The 20,645-nt window shown below is 67.7% G+C and carries 17 protein-coding genes; 10 read left to right on the top strand and 7 right to left on the bottom strand.

The features are described 5' to 3' along the window. The first annotated feature begins 39 nt into the window (after positions 1 to 39). Positions 40 to 801, top strand: coding sequence for an SDR family NAD(P)-dependent oxidoreductase (locus L5G28_RS01665; protein ID WP_237000043.1), 762 nt, complete (start codon positions 40 to 42; stop codon positions 799 to 801). 40 nt (positions 802 to 841) lie between these two features. Here the strand turns inward: L5G28_RS01665 and L5G28_RS01670 are convergent, their stop codons facing one another. Then, positions 842 to 1,285 carry an XRE family transcriptional regulator gene (locus L5G28_RS01670; RefSeq protein WP_237000044.1) on the bottom strand — a complete coding sequence of 148 codons (444 nt, stop codon included), beginning with the start codon at positions 1,283 to 1,285 and terminating at the stop codon, positions 842 to 844. A 106-nt stretch (positions 1,286 to 1,391) separates the two neighbouring features. After that, a complete protein-coding gene (locus L5G28_RS01675) occupies positions 1,392 to 3,029 on the bottom strand; it encodes a TM0106 family RecB-like putative nuclease (protein ID WP_237000045.1) in 1,638 nt (545 codons plus the stop codon). A 134-nt stretch (positions 3,030 to 3,163) separates the two neighbouring features. Here L5G28_RS01675 and L5G28_RS01680 point away from each other — a divergent pair, with 134 nt between their 5' ends. The 3 genes from L5G28_RS01680 to L5G28_RS01690 all read left to right on the top strand — a co-directional run bounded on the left by L5G28_RS01680 (position 3,164) and on the right by L5G28_RS01690 (position 5,367). Next, the gene (locus L5G28_RS01680; RefSeq protein WP_237000046.1) at positions 3,164 to 3,880 is read left to right on the top strand and encodes a DUF6474 family protein; all 717 of its coding nucleotides are present in this window, start codon (positions 3,164 to 3,166) and stop codon (positions 3,878 to 3,880) included. 125 nt (positions 3,881 to 4,005) lie between these two features. Further along, entirely contained in the window at positions 4,006 to 4,728 is a 723-nt protein-coding gene (locus L5G28_RS01685) for a cutinase family protein (protein ID WP_237000047.1), read from the top strand. A gap of 93 nt (positions 4,729 to 4,821) precedes the next feature. Beyond that, complete coding sequence (locus tag L5G28_RS01690) at positions 4,822 to 5,367, top strand: hypothetical protein (RefSeq protein ID WP_237000048.1); 546 nt, start codon at positions 4,822 to 4,824, stop codon at positions 5,365 to 5,367. A gap of 3 nt (positions 5,368 to 5,370) precedes the next feature. On the opposite strand, the gene L5G28_RS01695 is transcribed toward L5G28_RS01690, so the two are convergent. Together L5G28_RS01695 and rraA are read right to left on the bottom strand one after the other, a co-directional pair. Further along, complete coding sequence (locus tag L5G28_RS01695; RefSeq protein WP_237000049.1) at positions 5,371 to 6,918, bottom strand: succinic semialdehyde dehydrogenase; 1,548 nt, start codon at positions 6,916 to 6,918, stop codon at positions 5,371 to 5,373. 34 nt (positions 6,919 to 6,952) lie between these two features. Next, positions 6,953 to 7,441 (bottom strand): ribonuclease E activity regulator RraA, encoded by a 489-nt coding sequence (gene rraA / locus L5G28_RS01700; RefSeq protein WP_237000050.1) that lies wholly within the window; start codon positions 7,439 to 7,441, stop codon positions 6,953 to 6,955. A 124-nt stretch (positions 7,442 to 7,565) separates the two neighbouring features. Here rraA and L5G28_RS01705 point away from each other — a divergent pair, with 124 nt between their 5' ends. From L5G28_RS01705 to L5G28_RS01720, 4 genes are all read left to right on the top strand, one after another. Beyond that, positions 7,566 to 7,778, top strand: coding sequence for an RNA-binding S4 domain-containing protein (locus L5G28_RS01705; protein WP_236996467.1), 213 nt, complete (start codon positions 7,566 to 7,568; stop codon positions 7,776 to 7,778). Between the two features lie 315 nt (positions 7,779 to 8,093). Continuing rightward, positions 8,094 to 9,002, top strand: coding sequence for an ABC transporter ATP-binding protein (locus tag L5G28_RS01710; RefSeq protein WP_237000051.1), 909 nt, complete (start codon positions 8,094 to 8,096; stop codon positions 9,000 to 9,002). Then, a complete protein-coding gene (locus L5G28_RS01715) occupies positions 8,999 to 10,186 on the top strand; it encodes an ABC transporter permease (protein WP_237000052.1) in 1,188 nt (395 codons plus the stop codon). The genes L5G28_RS01710 and L5G28_RS01715 overlap by 4 nt, the downstream gene beginning before the upstream one ends. 38 nt (positions 10,187 to 10,224) lie before the next feature. Next, positions 10,225 to 10,986 (top strand): isocitrate lyase/PEP mutase family protein, encoded by a 762-nt coding sequence (locus tag L5G28_RS01720; RefSeq protein ID WP_236996464.1) that lies wholly within the window; start codon positions 10,225 to 10,227, stop codon positions 10,984 to 10,986. A 28-nt stretch (positions 10,987 to 11,014) separates the two neighbouring features. Here L5G28_RS01720 and L5G28_RS01725 read toward each other — a convergent pair whose 3' ends face one another. Together L5G28_RS01725 and gltB are read right to left on the bottom strand one after the other, a co-directional pair. Next, positions 11,015 to 12,469 (bottom strand): glutamate synthase subunit beta, encoded by a 1,455-nt coding sequence (locus L5G28_RS01725; protein ID WP_237000053.1) that lies wholly within the window; start codon positions 12,467 to 12,469, stop codon positions 11,015 to 11,017. After that, positions 12,462 to 17,111: a glutamate synthase large subunit gene (gene gltB / locus L5G28_RS01730; RefSeq protein WP_237000054.1), complete on the bottom strand. Its 4,650-nt coding sequence runs from the start codon at positions 17,109 to 17,111 to the stop codon at positions 12,462 to 12,464. The genes L5G28_RS01725 and gltB overlap by 8 nt, the downstream gene beginning before the upstream one ends. Positions 17,112 to 17,347: 236 nt before the next feature. On the opposite strand from gltB, the gene L5G28_RS01735 reads away from it, so the two are divergent. Then, entirely contained in the window at positions 17,348 to 18,358 is a 1,011-nt protein-coding gene (locus L5G28_RS01735; RefSeq protein WP_237000055.1) for an alpha/beta hydrolase, read from the top strand. Positions 18,359 to 18,407: 49 nt separating this feature from the next. On the opposite strand, the gene L5G28_RS01740 is transcribed toward L5G28_RS01735, so the two are convergent. Then, on the bottom strand, positions 18,408 to 19,322 hold the full coding sequence (locus tag L5G28_RS01740) for a LysR family transcriptional regulator (protein ID WP_237000056.1): 915 nt from the start codon (positions 19,320 to 19,322) through the stop codon (positions 18,408 to 18,410). A 178-nt stretch (positions 19,323 to 19,500) separates the two neighbouring features. On the opposite strand from L5G28_RS01740, the gene L5G28_RS01745 reads away from it, so the two are divergent. Next, entirely contained in the window at positions 19,501 to 20,574 is a 1,074-nt protein-coding gene (locus L5G28_RS01745) for a 3-hydroxyisobutyryl-CoA hydrolase (RefSeq protein ID WP_237000057.1), read from the top strand. Positions 20,575 to 20,645: the final 71 nt, after the last annotated feature.

Below are 20,645 nucleotides of genomic sequence, written 5' to 3' on the forward strand. Positions count from 1 at the left end.
GGGCCTCTCGGGCCGTGGATTGAAGAAAAGGACTCTCGCATGGATGTCACCGGCTCCGCCGTCATCGTCACGGGTGCCGCCTCCGGGCTGGGCGCCGCCACCGCCAAGCGTTTCGCAGCCGACGGCGCGACCGTCTTCGGCATCGACCTGCAGCCCTCCATCGACAAGGCCGACAAGGTCGACGGCGTCCACCTCGTCGCTGCCGATGTCACCAGTGAGACCGAGGTCCAGGCGGTCATCGACCGGATCGTCGACGCCGACCTCCCGCTGCGTGTCACCGTCAACTGCGCGGGCGTCGGCTGGGCGTCGCGCATCCTCGGCAAGGAGGGGCCGCACGACCTCGACTTGTTCCGCAAGGTCATCGAGATCAACCTGGTCGGCACGTTCAACGTGATGCGGCTGGCCGCCAACCGCATGCAGGCGGAGCAGGCCGCGAACGACGACAACGCCCGCGGTGTCATCATCAACACCGCGTCGGTCGCCGCTTTCGAGGGTCAGATCGGCCAGATCGCGTACACCGCCTCCAAGGGCGGCGTCCACGCCATGACGATTTCCGCGGCCCGCGACCTGGCTCGCGCGGGCATTCGCGTCTGCACCATCGCGCCGGGCACCATCAACACGCCGATGCTCGCCGGCGTCACGCCGGAGATCAAGAAGACGCTCGAGGCGGGCATCCCGTTCCCACAGCGGCTCGGCGAGCCGACTGAGTACGCGGACCTCGCCGCACTCATCGTCGGCCACGACTACCTGAACGGTGAGACGATCCGCATGGACGGCGCGCTCCGGATGGCGCCGCGCTAGGTCGATCCCGATGTGGTCGATCCCGATGTGCGAGGGCCCGTCACGTGTCGACGACCAGATGTAGACCTTGGTCGACGACGACGGGCTCTCGCCGTCTGTGCAGTACGTCGACGAGATCGTCGACGACGGCGACCGTCTCCCTCGGCAGTCCGGCTAGGCGTTGCGCCACCCGATGCACCTCGGGGTCGGCCGTCGCCCGGAACCGCTCAATCTCCGCACGGGTGCGGCGCTCAGCGTCGTCGGTGAGGAAATGGCGGATGTCGACGTCGAACGCCGCCGCGAGTCCTTCGACGGTTCGGAACGACGGTGACTTGGCCTTGCCCGAACGCAGCTGGCTCAGATATGACTCACCGATCCGGTACCCGCGGTCCGCGGCGCGTTGCGCGATGGTCTTCGCGCTGTACGGACGCCCGTCCGGCCCCGGAAGACTCCGAAACAACTCGTCCAGTCGCAGGGCGAACACGCCCGCCTCCCCATCCAACATGAAAACTACTGCCCCTCTCGTGCCCCCCGGCCGTGAAATCGTCTCCGACTCAGTCGCAGCTATTCAATCGTGTCCGCGCTCGATTATGCAATTCGGACTGAATTACTCAGTGCGACAGCAGATCCCGACTGCTCGGCAGATCCAGGACGGCGTCGGACGACATCCATTCGCGTAAGACCTTCGTCGCACGGACATCGTCTTCGTTGTAGACGAGGAGACGGTCACGCTGCGACATGTCTTGCGGGGCCCCATCGAGGGCGACGGCCGCCGCATACCACTCCATCGACGCCTCCCCGCTCGCCTCGTCGTCGCGCCACCCGAATCCCGCGACCGGCGCGATCCGCTTGAGACCCTTGCCGCGCGGACACACGAAGTTGCGGCCGACGGCCTCAAAGACGTCGACCCACTCCTTGGATCCGATGAACGCGTCGACCTCGGCTCGCGACGGCACGCCGGGCACGACGCGGTGGAACCGGTCGGCGCTGCCGCGAAGCCAGCGGTTCTCCGCCTGCTGTGAGTAGCAGTAGGCGGCGAACGTCTTCCCCGCGGCGTGCGCGGCCTCCCGTTCGGCGCTCAACCACGCCCAGAACTCGGCGAACGACCTGCCCTCGTCGACGCTCGGCAATGGATCCCAGGTGACGAACGCGCGGTACCGGACGTCGCGGTCGGGATCGGTGGTGTCCGTCAGGAGTGTGCCCCACATGTAGGCGCCGCGCTCGGAGTAGCTTTCCATGTCGACGTCCACTTCGACGTCGGCGCGACGCACGTACGGCCGATCGCCGCGGCGCGCCAGCGGGAGCCCGTCGACCCAGCACCGTGCCGACACGATCGCGTCGTCGAACGACACCGCGCCGGGCCAGTCTGCGGGCGGATCGCCGCGGTGAGTCGCCAGGTCGTCGACCGTCACGATGCCCGCATCCTGCAGGACCAGCGACTGACTGCCGCCGACGACGAGACTCACATCGCGGCGCTCGACCAGTTCTGCCTCGCATCGCGGCCACCAGTGGCAGCTGCGGCATTCGGCGACTCGGCGGGGACCGGTCCGGACCTGTCCGTCGACCACCGCGCGACGCCGCGCGAACGCCTCGGCGTATGCGTCCATCGCCGCCGTGAGCGGCACCGCGACGATGCAGTCGGCGTCCAGGCCGATCAGTCCGCCCCACCGGTCGGCGGCGTCGACGCCCCAGCCGAGATCGTCGAGCATGGCCGCCAGATGCGACAACCGCAGCACGTCCCGACGCTGCGATCGGAACGAGCGAGTCCCGTCCAGTTCGGGCAACCAACCCCACAGCGGGCTCGTCCGCAGCGTCGGCGCGGGCGCATCGGCCGGCCGATCCGGACTGGTGGGCGTCGTGACTCGATGGTTGACGATGATCACCGGCAGGTATCCGCCGTCGTGACGGATCAGCGCTTCGGCGTGCCCGCGGCGACCGCGGCCTGCGTCGGTCGGCAGCGCCGCTCGAAAGATCCATGCGGCGCCGGACTCGACGGCGCGTCGAGTCTGCTCGACACGATCGCGGTGCGGACCGTCGTCGACGGTGACGATCGTGTCCGCAGGCTGCCCGCTCTGGAAGCCGTGCAGCGTCGCGATCACCGACGCGCGGTGCGACTGGGCCGCCTCGATGCGGCGCCGGGCCTCCGGCGACACGTCCGAGGCCGCCGCATCACCGCGTTCGGCGAAGTCGAGAGCGAGCCGGTGTTCACATCCGCTGAGGTTCCGTGCCCCCAACACCGCAGAACTCACGTGCCGCGCCCCTCTTCGTTTCGTCGACTCGAACGCCGGCCCACACGGGCCGGGTGATTCACTACCCCACGAGACTATGCAAAGCTGGAGACAATCATTCGCAGGTGTCGACATTCCGACGGAGAGGTCAGAGCATGGGACTGCTCTCATCCGTGCGCGCGAAGCGTACTGATCGCAAGGCGGGCAAGAAGATCCGCAAGGGCGAAGAGAAGGCGATCAAGTACCGCGCAAAGGCACAGGCCAAAGCCGAGTCCGCCGTGGACCGCAAGCTCCGGAAGAAGGAGTTGCGGACCGAGGACAAATTCCACAAACGCGCGCAGAAGGCCGAACGCAAGACGACAAAGACCGCGTCCAAGGCGCAGCGCAAGGTCGCCGAGGCCGAAGCCAAGATCGTCTCCGAGCAGGCGAAGGCCGACGCGGCGAAGGCGCTGTTCACACCGGCCAAGATGAAGCGGTTCCTCACCGTCGGCCGCATGGCGGCGCCCGTCGTGGTGCCGATCGTCTACCGCGGTGCCGTTGCGGCCCGTGCCCAGTTGACCGAGATCCAGGCGCGGCGCGCCGGGGTGCCCGCGCAAGTTCTGACCCAGTTCGGCGGCCCGAGCGCCGCGCTGCGCGCCCGCATCGCCACCTCGCGGGACTCGGCGACCAAGGTCGCGGCGGCCGAGCAGACCGCGGAGGGCAAGGCGTTCGTCGACGCGATGACCGACCGGCTGGCCAATCTGGAGGTGGCGGCCGACGCCGCAGACGCGATGCCGCCCGCGCAACGGAAGTCCGCGCAGCGCGCGATCGACAACGAACTGACCGCGATCGACAACGATCTGCTCGCCCGGCTGAACGTTCACCCGACCTGAATCACGAGTCGGCAAAACTTTGGCACTCGAACCGTTCTCCAGGAGTTCGAGTGCCAAAGTTTTTATCCGTGCGAATGCTGTGCCGAACCACCCAATCCGCTCCGAACCGTGATTAGCTGAACCTCATGGTGAAGCGCATAGTCGTCCTCGTGTCCGGTGTGATCGTCGCGCTCAGCGGGATTCTGACTCTCCAGGCGCCGGCCGCGCCGAACGCGTCAGCCGCGCCCCGCTGCGCCGACGTCCACGTACTGTTCGCACGCGGCACCGCCGAGACCGCGCCCCCGCTCGGCGTGACAGGCATCGCCTTCGAGAACTCGCTACGCAACCGGATCAAGGGCGACTCGGTCCGCGTCGAACCCGTGAACTACCCGGCGAGCAGTAACTTCAGCAACAAGTTGGAGTTCGCTGAGACCTTCGTGACCGGCGTGAAGTACGCACAGAAGCGAGTCCGTCAGATCGCGGCGGCATGCCCGAAGACCGACATCGTCGTCGGCGGCTACTCGCAGGGCGGCGCACTCGCCGCGTACACCGTCGCCGACTCGTACGACATCCCCGCGTCGTACGCCGACTACCGCCAGTACGCACCGAAGCCGATGTCCGCCGAACTCGCCGACCACGTCGCCGCCGTCGTCCTGTTCGCTCCCCCGTCGGCTCGCTTCCTCAAGGACGCGGGCGCGCCGACGATGCGAGTCGGAAAGGCTTACGCGGGCAAGACCATCCGCTTCTGCACCCAGGGCGACACGATCTGCAACGGTGCACCTCTCGCCGGCCCTAACGCTCTGCACCTGCTGTACCCGGTGAACGGTTCGACGCACCGTGCCGCGGCATACGTCGCACGCCGCGTGTAGGCCGAACGGGCTAACGTTTCCGCGTCGAGTGTCGACAGTCACAGTAGGACCGCATTCGTCGACCTCGGCGTGGGAGACCGCGCCCGCCTACCGATGACACTTTTCACGCGCACACGAACCCTGATCGCGGCGACCGCCGTCGCCCTCGCCGCCTCCACCGCGATTGCGCCGGTCGCGGACGCGGCGCCCGTACGGCCGTCCACCGACTCCCTGAGCTTCCACATTCCCGCCGTCGGCGGACTGGAGGTCGGCCCCGCCGGTGTCCCCGGCGGCTCGTTCCAGACGACGACCGTGACCGCCCGACCGGGTATCCGGCCGATGATCTTCCCACCTGCGCCGGCCACTGTGCAGTTCACGGTCACCGACGTCGCGCCCTATTACTTCCAGTACGCCTACCGGTATCTGGCGGTGAACTGGCGCAACCTGCGGACCGGCAAGACCGGCCACCTCGATCTCCGGCATTGGGAGAAGGGGCCGACCACGACCGGCTACCCGGCGTCCTTGCCGACATCCGCCGTCGCACAGACCGGAGGCGGCCCCGTCGTCGCGACCGTCTCCGTGATGCGGACGCAGTATCAGGCGCCGCCTATCGCGATCAGCGTGATCCCCGGCATCGCGGCGCTGGACGTGCCGAAATAGCCGCTACCGGCCGGGCAGGTACTTGAGCGACTTGATGAGGACCGGAGTCAGCTTCAAGTAGAGACTCTGCGGGACACCCTTGATCCCGTCGAGACCGATGACGCGCTGCGTGGCGATGGTCTGCGGCTCGGTGTACTTGAGCAGTCCCTCCTGGCCGTGGCGTCGCCCGACCCCGGAGATGCCCATGCCGCCCATGGGAGCCGCCGTCGAACCCCACGCCGCGGCGTAGCCCTCGTTGATGTTGACTGTGCCCGCGTGCAGTCGTTCCGCGATCTTCTGCGCCTGCGCGGTGCTACCGGCGAAGACGCTCGCGTTGAGGCCGTACTCGGTGTCGTTGGCGCGCGCGACGGCCTCGTCGACGTCGTCGACCGGGTAGATCGACACGACGGGACCGAACGTCTCGTCGCCGAAACACGTCATCTCGTCGGTCACGTCGGCGAGCACGGTCGGCTCGAAGAAGAACGGACCGAGGTCGGCGCGCTTGCGTCCGCCTGCGAGCACCGTCGCACCCTTCGCCACCGCGTCGTCGACGTGCGCCAGCACGGTGTCGACCTGCTGTGCAGAGGCGAGCGACCCCATATCGGCGGTGAAGTCGTAGGCCGACGAGAGTCGCATATTCGTCACGTGCTCGCCGAAGCGGCGGCTGAACTCGTCGGCGATGGACCGTTCGACGTAGATGCGTTCGATGGAGATGCACAGCTGGCCCGAGTTCGAGAAGCACGCGCGGGCTGCCCCGGCGACGGCGTCGCCGATGTTGACGCCCTCGGTGACGATCATCGGGTTCTTGCCGCCGAGTTCGGCGGAGAATCCGATGAGGCGCTTACCCGCCTGCGCGGCGAGCGTCGCGCCCGTCTCGGACGAACCGGTGAACATGACGTAGTCGGCGGAGGCGACGATCGCCTGTCCGACGACCGAGCCGGGCCCTGGGACAACGGCGAACAGTTCACGCGGAAGTCCGGCCTTGTACAGGAGTTCGGCGAGGGCGAGCGCGCAGTACGGGGTGTTGCTGTCCGGCTTGATGACGACCGCGTTGCCTGCGATCAGAGCGGCGACCGCGTCCGACACCGCGAGCGTCAGCGGGTAGTTCCACGGACTGATGACGCCGACGACACCCTTCGGCTGGTACCGGACGCGAGCATCCGTCGCACCCGGCAGCATGCCCTGCACGTGGTGTTCGGCGAGCATTCCCGGCCCCTGCTGGGAGTAGTAGCGGGCGGTCAGCGCGACGTCGATGACCTCTTCCTGCGCGTAGATCCGGGCCTTGCCGGTCTCCGCCTGCGCGATGTCCATCAGTTCTTCAGCCGCCCCGTGGACGAGTTCGGAGAACGCGGCGATCACCTTGGCGCGCTGGGCGGGCGTGCGGGCCGCCCAGTCGGCCTGCGCGGTGCGTGCGCGCTCGACGGCGCGTTCCAGGTCATCGGCGGTGGCGACGGGGATCGTCGCCATCTCGGCGCCGCTGAACGCTTCGAGCACGGGTTTGGTGGGACGCGGCTCGTCGATCGCGGCGAGCGCGGCCAGGCGGGTGAAGTAGGCGGGCGAAGGCTTCGGCATGGAAACTCCCTGGAGCGAGTGGCGGACTGGAGGGTCAGGCGGGTCGGGAGACGAGGACGATGCCGTCGTCGTCGGAGTAGGCGATGTCGCCCGGAGCGAAGGTGACGCCGCCGAGTTCGACCGGGACGTCGCGCTCGCCGACGCCGGTCTTGGTCGACTTGCGCGGGTTGGTACCGAGCGCCTTCACCCCGATCGCCATGCCGCCGATGGTCTTCGCATCGCGGATCGCTCCGTTGGCGATGATCCCGACCCAGCCGTTCGAGCGGCCGAGCTCGGCGATGATGTCGCCGACGAGCGCGGTGTGGACCGACGCGTCGCCGTCGATGACGAGCACGCCGCCCTCGTTCGGCTCGGAGAGAATCGACTTGAGCAGAGCGTTGTCCTGAAAGCAGCGGACTGTAGTGACGACGCCGACGAACTCATGGTTGCCGCCGTACTGGGTGAACTGGGTGTCGCAACTGCGGACGTCTTCGCCGATCTCATCGACGAGGTCTGCGGTCGGCGTGAAGGTGAGCGAGGTCATGTCCACAGTCTATTCGCTCTACCTACTGCGGAGTAACTCCCGGTGACAGTCATCCCGGTGACAGTCGTCTCGCTCGCGGAAACCACGGAGCGCGCGACGCCCAGGCGGGTGCGACAATGATGCCGTGGACGATATCGAGATCCGTGACGATTCCATCCGCTTGGGCCAGTTCTTGAAGCTGGCCAACCTGATCGAGACGGGCGCCGACGCGAAGATCGTCGTCGGCGACGGACTGGTGTCCGTGAACGGCGAAGTCGAGACCCGTCGCGGCCGTCAACTGACGGGCGGCGACGTCGTGGAGATCGGTGGGCTCAGCGTGCGAGTCGCAATTCGGTGAGTTCGGCCGTCGTGGCCAGACGCTCACGTTGTTCGGCGAGTGCGGACGGTGCGCGCCGTCGGCCCGCGAACAGGCGAACGATACTCACGAGCGACACACGACGACGCTGACTGCTGGACTGCATTGGTAGGTCCCCTCCCCGAGACGAACTTGATGTCTCACCTGATCATCGTCGCATCGACGCCGAATCGTTACCCCGAGCGCTGAGAAGAGGGTCATTTCACATCGACTGTGACGGGTGACGAACCCTGCGAGCTGCGCTGGCGCCGGGTTACTGTGGTGTCCGTCGAACAGACCACGATGAGAGGGATCGGCATGCCCCGGAGCCCGTCCGCAGATCTGTCCGTCGCCGGACTCACCAAGAGCTTCGGTTCGTTGCAGGCACTCGACGATGTGACGTTCGAAGTCGGCGCGGGCGAGATCTTCGGTTTCGTCGGGTCGAACGGTGCAGGCAAGTCGACCACCATGCGCATCATTCTCGGCGTCCTCGCCGCCGACGCGGGGGCCGTGACGTTCGGCGACCGCCCGATCGACGCCGACGTCCGCCGCCGTATCGGCTACATGCCCGAAGAACGTGGGCTCTACCCGAAGATGAAGGTCGGCGACCAGCTTGTCTACCTGGCGCGACTGCACGGCCTGTCAGCGTCCGACGCGGCTGAGCGCACCCGGTACTGGACGCGCAGGCTCGGTGTCGATGGCCGGGTCGGCGACAACGTCGCCGACCTCTCGCTGGGCAACCAGCAGCGCGTCCAGCTCGCCGCGGCGCTCGTCTTCGACCCCGACGTCCTCGTGCTCGACGAACCGTTCTCCGGGCTCGACCCGGTAGCCGTCGACGTGATGAGCGAAGTACTCACCGAGAAGGCAGGCGACGGCGTCCCCGTCATCTTCTCCAGCCACCAACTCGACCTCGTCCAACGCCTGTGCGACCGTGTCGGCATCATCGGAAAGGGCCGGATGCAGGCGCTCGGCACCGTCGACGAACTCCGCTCCCGGGGCGGCGTCCGGCTCCGAGTCGACGCACCCGCCGCTCCTCACGGATGGGCCGACGGCCTGCGCGGCGTGGTCCGCGCCGACTACGACTCGTCGACGACGATCTACCTGGACGGCACCCACGACGATCAACAGATCCTCGCTGCCGCCCTCGCCACCGGGCCCGTCCACACCTTCGCGTCTGCCACCCCCGATCTGACCGAGATGTTCCGAGAGGTCGTGACCGCCGAATGAGCGCCCCAGAACCCGCGTCGGCCTGGACGTCAGTCCGGCTGATCGCCGCGCGCGAGATCGTCACCCGCGTCAAGACGCGGTCGTTCATCGTCACCAACATCATCATGCTGCTCGTGGCGATCGTCGGCTGCATCGTCGCCTCGCAGTTCGTGGACGGCGACGACACGAAGTCGGAGACGGTCGCGGTCCAGGGCGTCGACGCGAGCACGACCGCCGCCATCAAGGCGACCGGGGAGCGACTCGGCGTCTCGCTGTCGTTCTCCGAGTCCCCAGACGCGCGAGCGGCGGCCGCGGACGGTTCGGTGACGGCCGCGATCGTCGCCGCGCCCGGGGGCGGCTACACCGTCTACTCCGAAGACGACCTCGACACCGACATCGAGGCCGCGATCAAGAGCGGCGTCTCGGCGGCCGCCGTCGACGGCGCCCTCGCGAAGGCAGGGGTGGACCCGGCGACTCTGCAACGGGGCGCGGCCGTGACGGTGGAGCGCACGAAGCAGGTCGCCGAGGCCGAAGGCGAGCGCCTCGCCCTGTCGTACGTCGGGTCGGTCCTGATGTTCATGATGATCTTCGGCGGAGGCATGGCCGTCGCCGTCGGCGTCGTCGAGGAGAAGGTGTCAAGGATCGTCGAGATCCTCCTCGCCACCGTCAAACCCGGTCACCTGCTGTGGGGCAAGATCCTCGGTATCGGCGTCGTCCAGATGGCGTCGACGCTCCTCTTCGCGGCCGCAGCGCTCATCACCGCCCAGGTCACCGGAGTCCTGACCGTTCCAGACGTCGCCGCGACGATGCTCGGCGTGTCGGTGATCTGGCTGCTGCTGGGCTTCGCGTTCTTCTCCGCCCTGTACGCGGCGACCGGCGCGATGGTCTCCCGACAGGAGGAGATCAACAGCGCGTCGTGGCCGTTGATGATCCTCGCGATGGGCGCCCTCTACGCCGGGATCTTCGGCATCGGGGCCCCCGATTCGACGGCGATCCGGATCCTCGCATGGATTCCGCCGTTCTCGTCGACCGTCGTGCCCATGCGTGTCGCGACCGGATACGCCACCTGGATGGAGGTCCTCGGCTCGTGCATCGTGATGGCAGTCGTGACCGGAATCGCCGTGTGGATCGCCGGACGCATCTATCGGCGTTCGGTGCTGCTCACCGGCTCCCGCGTGCCGTGGAAGACCGCACTGGGCAAGTAACGGTCGACGTCCGGCCGTTCACCGGGTAGGCCTATGTCATGACCTCCACTCAGGAACTGACCGCCCGCGCCGCCGCGCTCCTCGAACTCCATCGTCCCGGCGATCCCGTCGTCTTGCCGACCGTGTGGGACGCGTGGTCGGCGAGACTCGCCGTCGACGCGGGATTCGCCGCCCTCACCGTCGGCAGCCACCCGGTCTCCGACTCGATCGGCAAGGCCGACAACGAGGGCATGTCGTTCGACGATCTGCTGGCCCGCGTCGCACAGATCACCGCCGTCGTCGACGTCCCGATCTCGGTGGACATCGAGTCGGGGTACGGCCAGAGTGCGCAACGCCTGATCTCCGGGCTCCTCGACGCGGGAGCCGTCGGCCTCAACATCGAAGACACCGTCCACAGCGAGGGCGGCCGCCTGCGCTCGTCGACCGAACACGCCGAGCTAGTCGGTGCTCTCCGCAGCGCAGCCGACGACGCGGGAGTCCACGTCGTCGTGAACGCCCGCACCGACCTGTTCGTGCGCAAGGACGGCGACGACGCCGACCGCGTCGACCGCGCCATCGCGCGGATGACCGAGGCCGCCGCAGCAGGCGCCGACAGTCTCTATCCCGTCGGACGCCACGACGACACCGTGCTCCGCAGGCTGACTGACGAACTACCGCTGCCGGTCAACGCGATCGCACTGCCCGGCACCGACGATCCGGCGTCGTTCGGTCCGCTCGGAGTCGGCCGGATCAGTTTCGGTCCGTTCCTACAGGCCGCGCTCGCTGAGAAGGCCAGCGAGTTGTTGGGCCGCTGGCGCTGACCGACGCAACCCGTTCACCCGCGGCACATCACCGTTGGGCGACCAGCGTCGGGACGATCGGTGCTGGGAGCAGCGTCGCACCCGACAGGTAGCGGTCGGCCGCCGCCGCCGCGGAACGGCCTTCGGCGATCGCCCACACGATGAGCGACTGGCCGCGGCCGGCGTCACCCGCGACGAACACGCCGGGCAGGCCGATCGCCTCGAAGTCGTCGCCACGTGCCACATTGCCGCGAGCGTCGTAGCTGGCGCCCAACTCGTCGAGCAGGTCACCGCGCTCGGGGCCGACGAAGCCCATCGCGAACAGGACGAGGTCGGCTTCGAGCTCGAAGTCGCTGCCTTCGACCTTCTCGAAGCGGCCGTTCACCATCGCCACCTCGTGCGCCTTCAGGCCAGTGACCTGTCCGTTCTCACCGACGAACTCTTCGGTGCTCACGCTGTACACGCGTTCGCCGCCCTCTTCGTGAGCAGACGAGACGCGGTACATGAGCGGGTACGTCGGCCACGGAGTCGACGCGGCGCGTTCGATCGGCGGCTTCGGCATGATCTCGAACTGGTGGACCTGCTTGGCGCCCTGACGCAGCGACGTGCCGAGGCAGTCGGCTCCGGTGTCGCCGCCGCCGATGATCACGACGCTCTTGCCGGTCGCGGTGATCTGGTTCTCGACGGTGTCGCCGTGCTGCACCCGGTTGGCCTGCGGCAGGAACTCCATCGCCTGGTGGATGCCGTTCAGTTCACGGCCGGGGATCGGCAGGTCGCGGCCGATCGTCGAACCGTTCGCCAACACGACGGCGTCGTAGTCGCCGCGCAACTGTTCCACGGTCACGTCGACCCCCACGTTGACGCCCGCACGGAAGACGGTGCCTTCGGCCTCCATCTGCTCGAGACGGCGGTCGATGAAGCGCTTCTCCATCTTGAACTCGGGGATCCCGTAGCGCATCAGGCCGCCGATGCGGTCGGCGCGCTCGAACACCGTCACGTCGTGGCCCGCTCGCGTCAACTGCTGGGCCGCGGACAGACCGGCAGGACCCGAACCGACGACGGCGACCTTCTTACCGGTCTTGCGGTCCGGCAGGATCGGCGCGACGGTGCCGGAGTCCCATGCCTTCTCGATCAGCTCCACCTCGACCTGCTTGATGGTGACTGCCGGCTGGTTGATACCGAGAACGCACGACGCCTCACACGGAGCCGGGCACAGTCGCCCCGTGAACTCCGGGAAGTTGTTCGTCGCGTGCAGGCGGTCGATGCCCGCATCCCAGCGGTCCCGGTAGACGAGATCGTTCCATTCGGGGATCAGGTTCCCGAGCGGGCAACCGTTGTGGCAGAACGGGACGCCGCAGTCCATGCAGCGGCTCGCCTGCGTCTGCAGGGTGGACTTGTCGAAGTCGTTGTAGACCTCTTTCCAGTCCATGAGTCGCAGGTCCACTGGGCGCCGGGTGGGCGTCTCACGTTCGGTGTGCTTGAGAAAACCTCTGGTGTCAGCCACGAGCCGCCTCCATGATCGCGTCGTTCACATCTCGTCCGGTCCGCTCGGCGACGTCGATGGCGGCGAGGACCTTCTTGTAGTCACGGGGCATCACCTTGGCGAAGTGTCCCTGTTGCCTCGACCAGTCGTCGAGGACGGCCGCGGCCACCGTCGAACCGGTCTCGTCACGGTGTTCGATCAGCGCGCCCTCCAGGAAGGTGACGTCGTCGGCGTCGAGCTCCTCCAGGTCGACGAGCTCGACATTGAGGTTGGCCTCGAACGTGCCGTTCGGGTCGTAGACGTAGGCGACGCCGCCGGACATGCCCGCAGCGAAGTTGCGCCCGGTCTCGCCGAGGACGATCACGCTGCCGCCTGTCATGTACTCGCATCCGTGGTCACCGACGCCTTCGACGACGGCCGCCACGCCCGAGTTGCGGACACAGAAACGTTCGCCTGCGACGCCGCGCAGGAAGATCTTGCCGCCGGTGCCGCCGAAGCCGATGACGTTGCCCGCGATGATGTTGTGCTCCGGGATGAACTCGGCCGGCGCGGTCCGCGGCGGACGGACGACGATCTTTCCGCCCGACAGCCCCTTGCCGACGAAGTCGTTCGCGTCGCCTTCGAGCCGCATCGTGATGCCGCGCGGGACGAATGCGCCGAAGCTGTTGCCCGCCGAACCGGTGAAGTCGATCGAGATCGTGCCCTCGGGCAGTCCCTGCGCCCCGTACGCCTTGGTGACCTCGTGGCCCAGCATGGTGCCGACGGTTCGGTTGACGTTGGTGATCGGGCTGGCCAGGTTGACACGCGTCCCCGAGTCGAGGGCGGCCCGCGCCTTCTCGATCAGTTCGTTGTCGAGGGCCTTGTCGAGTCCGTGATCCTGGGTGCCGGTGCAGTACAGGTCCTGGTTCATGAACGGCGACTCCGGCGTCGTCAGGATCGGCGACAGATCGAGGTTGCCTGCCTTGGAGCCGTTCCAGCGGGCCATCGCCTTGCTTGTGTCTAGCGCGTCGAACTGGCCGATCGCCTCGTTCAACGTGCGGAAACCGAGGCGCGCCAATAGTTCACGCACTTCTTCGGCGATGTACAGCATGAAGTTCTCGACGAACTCCGGCTTGCCGGTGAACCGTTCGCGCAGCAGCGGGTTCTGCGTGGCGACACCCACCGGGCAGGTGTCGAGGTGGCAGACGCGCATCATGACGCAGCCGGAGACGACGAGCGGCGCGGTCGCGAACCCGAACTCCTCGCCGCCGAGCAGGGCGGCGATCATCACGTCGCGACCGGTCTTCAGCTGGCCGTCGACCTGGACGACGATGCGGTCGCGCAAACCGTTCAGCAGGAGCGTCTGCTGGGTCTCAGCGAGGCCGATCTCCCACGGTGCCCCCGCGTGCTTGAGCGAGGTCAGCGGGCTAGCACCGGTGCCACCGTCGTGTCCGGAGATCAGGACGACGTCGGCGTGCGCCTTCGACACACCGGCGGCGACGGTGCCGACGCCGAGCTCAGAGACGAGCTTGACGTGCACGCGCGCCTGCGGGTTCGCGTTCTTCAAGTCGTGGATCAGTTGCGCGAGGTCTTCGATCGAGTAGATGTCGTGGTGCGGCGGCGGCGAGATCAGGCCGACGCCGGGGGTGGAGCCACGGACCTCGGCGACCCACGGGTACACCTTGTGCGGCGGCAGCTGGCCGCCCTCGCCGGGCTTCGCTCCCTGCGCCATCTTGATCTGGATGTCGGTGCAGTTGCTCAGGTAGTGGCTGGTCACGCCGAACCGGCCCGATGCGACCTGCTTGATCGCGCTGCGCCGCCAGTCGCCGTTCTCATCGTGGCTGAAGCGCCGCGGGTCCTCACCGCCCTCACCGGAGTTGGAGCGTCCGCCCAACCGATTCATGGCGATGGCGAGGGTCTCGTGTGCTTCCGCGGAGATCGAGCCGTAGCTCATCGCGCCCGTCGAGAAGCGCTTGACGATCTCGCTGGCCGACTCCACCTTGTCGAGCGGGATCGGGTCCCGGTCGCCGAGTTTGAAGTCGAAGAGGCCGCGCAGGGTGCCCAGGCGCGTCGACTGGTCGTCGACGAGCTTGGTGTACTCCTTGAACACGCTGTACTGACCGGTCCGGGTGGCGTGTTGCAGCTTGAACACGGTGTCCGGGTTGAACAGGTGGTATTCGCCTTCGCGGCGCCACTGGTACTCGCCGCCGACTTCGAGCTCACGGTAGGCGCGCTCGTGGGGCCGGTCGGTGAACGCGACGGCGTGGCGGCTGGCCACCTCGCCTGCGATCTCGTCGAGGCCGATGCCGTCGAGCTGGCTGTTGAGGCCGGTGAAGAACTCGTCGACGACGTCCTGCGCGACACCGATCACCTGGAACAGCTGGGCGCCGTTGTACGACGGGACCGTCGAGATGCCCATCTTGCTCATCACTTTGAGCACGCCCTTGCTGGCGGCCTTGATGTAGTTGCCGCGCGCCTTCGCGAAGCGGGCCTCATGGTCGAGGTCGTCGGTGCCGGGCACGACGAGCGCGCCGGCCAGCAGCATGTCCTCGATGGTCTCGAACGCCATGTAGGGGTTGATGCCGCTGGCGCCGAACGCGACGAGCAGCGCCATGTGATGGACTTCGCGGGCGTCACCGGATTCGACGACGATGCTCGCGCGGGTCCGGGTCCGTTCCCGCACCAGGTGGTGGTGGACGGCCGAGGTCAACAGCAGCGACGGGATCGGTGCGAGCGTCTCGTCCGACTCGCGGTCGGAGAGCACGATGATGCGCGCGCCGTCGGCGATGGCCGCCGACACCGCGGACCGGACGTCGTCGAGCGCTTTGCGCAGTCCGGGGCCGCCCTCGGCGACCGGGTACAGGCCGTGGATGTGGACGGACGGGAAACCGGTCGCGTCACCGTCGATGTCGGTCAGTCGGGCGAGGTCGCCGTTGTCGAGGACCGGTGCGCTCAGCACGATCTGCTTGGCCGAGTCGGGGCCCGGGTTCAGCAGGTCGCGCTCGCCACCGATGCGGTGACGGATGCTGGTGACGATCTCCTCGCGAATCGCGTCGAGCGGCGGGTTCGTGACCTGTGCGAACATCTGCTGGAAGTAGTCGAACAGCATGCGCGGCCGCGCGGACAACACAGCGACCGGTGTGTCTGTGCCCATCGAGCCGATCGCTTCGGCTCCGGTCGCCGCCATCGGCGAGATCAGCAGGTTCAGGTCTTCGTTGGTGTACCCGAACACCTGCTGGCGGAGGGTGACGCGGTCGTGCGCCATGTGGATGTGCGGCGGAGCGGGCAGGTCTTCGAGCTTCACCTGCTTCGCGTCGAGCCACTCCTGATACGGGTGCTCGGCGGCGAGGGAGTCCTTGACCTCCTCGTCGGCGACGATGCGACCCTGAGCGGTGTCGACCAGGAACATCTTGCCCGGGTGCAGACGGGTGCGGGTGACGATGTCGGCGGGGTCGATGTCGAGGACGCCGACCTCCGAGCCGAGGACCACGAGCCCGTCCTTGGTGACCCAGATGCGCGACGGACGCAGGCCGTTGCGGTCGAGGACCGCGCCGATCACGGTGCCGTCGGTGAAGCAGACGGATGCCGGGCCGTCCCACGCCTCCATGAGCGCCGAGTGGTACTCGTAGAACGCGCGGTGTTCGGGCTTCATGTCCTCGCTGCGCTCCCACGCTTCGGGGACCATCATGAGGACCGAGTGCGGCAGGCTGCGTCCGCCGAGGTGTAGCAGTTCGAGGACTTCGTCGAACCGCGCGGTATCGGACGCGCCCGGCGTGCAGATCGGCGAGATCTTGTCGAGACCGCTTCCGACGGCGGAGCCGAACGCGTCGGTCTTGATGAGTGCTTCGCGGGCACGCATCCAGTTCTCGTTGCCGGTGACGGTGTTGATCTCGCCGTTGTGGGCGACGCGGCGGAACGGGTGCGCGAGCGGCCACGACGGGAACGTGTTGGTGGAGAAGCGCGAGTGGACCATGCCGAGCGCGCTCTCGACGCGGTCGTCCTGCAAGTCGAGGTAGAAGTCGCGCAACTGCGGTGTGGTCAGCATGCCCTTGTAGACGAAGGTCTGGCCGGACAGGCTCGGGAAGTAGGCGGTCTCGCGGCCGGGACCGTCCAGACCCGCGCCCTTCTCACCGAGTTCGTTCTGCACGCGCTTGCGCACCACGTACGCCTTGCGTTCGAGGTCCATCACGGCTGCGTTATCCGGGTCGGCCCCGTTCGGTTGCGTGCCGGCGAGCGCGATGAAGATCTGCCGGAACGTCGGCATCGCGTCGCGGGCGAGCGCGCCGAGCGACGACTCGTCGACGGGCACGTCACGCCAGCCCAGCAGGTCGAGGCCCTCTTCGCGGACGATCGCTTCGATACCCGCGACGGCGTCGCGCACGTCCTGTGCGGACTGTGGCAGGAAGGCGATGCCGGTGGCGTACGAGCCTTCGGCAGGCAGGTCGAAGGCGACGGCTTCACGGAGGAAGCGGTCGGGGACCTGAATCATGATGCCCGCACCGTCGCCGGTGTTGGGCTCGGCACCTGCGGCACCGCGGTGTTCGAGGTTGACCAGCGCGGTGATCGCCTTCTCGACGATGTCGCGGCTGCGTCGTCCGTGCATGTCGACGACGAACGCGACACCGCAGGCGTCATGTTCGTTGAGCGGATCGTAGAGGCCAGTGGGCCCCGGCAAGTGCTTCATGGAATCTGCCATTCCTGCACGCGACGCTGCGTACTGTTTTGTACTTGAAGAACCCGGGCGGATCGATGCGAGCTGCACATCACCGGGGATTCAGCGTCTTTGCTGGTTTACTCGGACACGTGGCCCGAGTGCAGTAACACTGATTCTGCCACGTCAGCGGCCTCGTCAGCAAAATTGGCAGGACATCGGGTGGAAACAGCCCCGTAATGAGGCGGATCCGTCGTATCGTCTCGTCTATGACCGCGAGTCACACGGAAATTGCGCCCAGCGTCGCCGATGTCGGTTCGCTGCGCGCCCGCACGCTCAACGCGTACGTCTGGCGGGCGTCCCGCCCACTGATGGGCGTCATGAGCCGCGCCCCGGGGGTCGGCCCGGCTGCCCTCCCGCTGATTCGCCCCGCGCTCAACCGATCGCTGTCGACGATCAGTCCTGTTCCACGTGGAACCAGGATCACGACGGTCAAGCGGTATGTCGACGGCGGGCAGGTCCGCGGCGAGTGGACGCACGAGGCCGACCGGTTCGGCGGCGGCCTCCCCTCCCCGTCGAGCGGACGGTCCATCCTCTATTACCTTCACGGCAGCGGTTACCTCATCTGCTCGCCGCGGACGCACCGCGGACTCGTCGCCCGGCTGGTCCGCCGAGCCGGGATCGGCGCGTTCAGTCTCGACTATCGACTCGGACCCGAGTACCAGTTCCCGGCGGGCGGCGACGACGCGATCCGCGGCTATCGGTGGCTGCTCGACCAGGGGTTCTCGGGCGATCAGATCATCGTCGGCGGCGATTCCGCCGGCGGGCATCTGGCGCAAGACCTGCTGGCCGCGAACCACACCGACGGCGTCCCGCAACCGAAGGCGATGGTGCTGTTCTCCCCGCTCTACGATCCGATGTTCGACGTCGCTCGGGCACTGGAGCGCACCGGTGTGCACGACCCGCACATCCATGCAGCGAGCGCGCAACTCCTGATGGGCATGTACCGCGGCGACGCGACTGGAGACGACCCGCGGATGCGGATCGCATTGACACCCGACATGGATCTGCCCGACACCCTGATCCAGTACGGCGCCCGCGAGGTCATGGCCGACGACGCCCGCACCATTCATCGGAACATCCTGGCCGCGGGCGGAACGTCGACGTTGCAGGCCTGGCCCGACCAGGGCCACGTGTTCCAGATGTTCCCCTACTTCACCCCCGAGTCGCGCAAAGCCGTCCGCGAGGCTAAGGACTTCATCGACCAGCACCTCGGCTGACCGGGGATCCTCGCAGCCTCAGCGCTGCTGTCGCAGCACGGCGGGCGGGCTATGGGAGCAACTCCCCCACCCGCGCGTCCACTTCGGCGCGCAGAGCGGCGTGGATCGCCTGGACCGTCGGGCTGGACAGGCGTTCGCGTCGGGCCGCGAACGAGAAGTCCATCCGGATCTCGACGGCGTCGCCCAGGACGCGCTTCAACTCCGGGTGTCGCATCGCGACGAATGCCGGCAGCAAGCCGATCCCGCCGCCGGCGCGCGTCGCCTCCACCTGCGCGAACACATTCGTCGACATCAGGCGAGACGTCAGCGCGGGCAGGTGGTGCGTCAGGTCGAGGTCGCCGACCTGCAGCAGAGATTCGACGTACCAGATCAGCGAGTGCGCAGTGAGGTCCGCGGCCGTCCGTGGGACCGGGTGCTTCTGGAAGTATTCGTCGGTCGCGTATAGGCCGAGCGCGTACTCGGCGAGCGGCGCGGTCACCAGTTTGCCGCTCATCGGGACGCCCACGGCGATCGCAACGTCGAAACCCGACTGCTGCAAGTTGAGTTGCCTTGTGGCGGTGAGCACTTCGACAGTCAAGTCAGGGTTTTCGTTGCGCAGACGCGCCATCGCCGGAGCGACGAAGTAGGCGCCGAAGGCATCCGGAGCGGTGATCCGCACGTTGCCTCGCAACGAGTTCGCTCTGGCGCCCGCCACGGCATCGATCGTCCGCTCGACGGCCGCCTCGATCGGCGCCGCCCCCTCGGCGACGTCGCGCCCTACCTCGGTCAACTCCCAGCCGTCGACCCCCTGCTCCACCAGGCGCACGCCGAGGGCTTTCTCCAACGCCCGAATCCGGCGGGTCACCGTGCTCGAATCGACGCCGAGATCCGTCGCCGCGACCGCGCGACTCCCCGCCCGCGCGACGGCCAACAGGTAGCGGAGGTCGTCGGCCCGCACGCTTCGCGCATCAATACTGTCCGGCATTGCACGATTGTAATCTCCATACCTGTCCGGGCTGGCAGTTCTGCACCCCACCGGTGCGCGATTGTGCGTTGACGCACACCCGGTTCAACCTCAGGATGAGTGGCGACGGACACCAGCTGACTCGAGTTCGGCGGATTTCGATTCACACCGGACTCGATCGATAAGGAGAACACCCACGATGCCCGCTACTGCCGATTCGACACCCGCCGACGCACCCGCCGTCGTCACGACGGTCACCGGGCGCATCGGTGTGATCACGTTGAACCGGCCCCGGTCGATCAACGCGCTCGACCACCAGATGGTGCGGCTGATGGACTCAGCACTCATCGCCTGGGCCGATGACCCGGCCATCGACGCCGTCGTGGTGCGCGGCGCAGGCGACCGAGGGCTGTGCGCGGGCGGCGACATCGTCGCGATCCACACAGATGCGAAGGCCCTGACCGGAGCGGGCGACGAAGCCGCGGCGGCCTCGGCGTCTGCCGCGTTCTGGCGCGACGAGTACGTGATGAACGCACGCATCGGCGACTACCCGAAGCCGTACGTCGCGCTCATGGACGGCATCGTCATGGGCGGCGGCGTCGGAGTCTCCGGACACGCGAACACCCGCATCGTCACCGATCGCACCCGCCTCGCGATGCCGGAGGTCGGCATCGGGCTGGTGCCCGACGTCGGCGGCACCTGGCTCCTGTCGCACGTCGACGACGAACTCGGCACGTACGCCGCGCTGACCACGACGCATCTGCGCGGAGGCGATGTGATCGCGCTCGGCCTCGCCGACCATTTCGTGCCCGCGGATCGTCTCGACGCATTCGTCGACGCACTCGCCGAGCGGCCGCTCGACGAGGTCCTCGCCGAGTTCGCGCAGACCCCGCCCGAGTCGGAGATCGCGGCGGGCCGCGAGTGGATCGCGAAGGCGTTCGCCGCCGACACCGTCGCGCAGATCGTCGAGAACTGCGTCGCTACCGCCACCCCGGAGAGTTTCGCGACGGCTGAGGCCGTCGAAGGCAAGTCGCCCGCAGCACTGGCAGCGACCCTCGCCGCACTCCGTGCCGCAGCGGGCGACGCGTCGCTGCGGGACTCGCTCGTCCGCGAATACCGATCGTCGCTGCGGTGCCTGCAGCATCCCGACCTGGCCGAAGGCATCCGCGCCCAGGTGATCGACAAGGACCGCAAGCCGAACTGGCAGCCGGGTCCCGCCGACGCGGATGCATTCCTCGCCCCGTTGCCGGATCATCTCGAACTGAGGCTCTAGACACGCGCAAACATCCGCGCACGAAACATCCGGGCACAGACATCCGGAGACAGGCATTAAGGAGAGACGTA

It is taken from the genome of Gordonia liuliyuniae, from assembly GCF_021739025.1.
GTDB classification, from domain to species: domain Bacteria; phylum Actinomycetota; class Actinomycetes; order Mycobacteriales; family Mycobacteriaceae; genus Gordonia; species Gordonia liuliyuniae.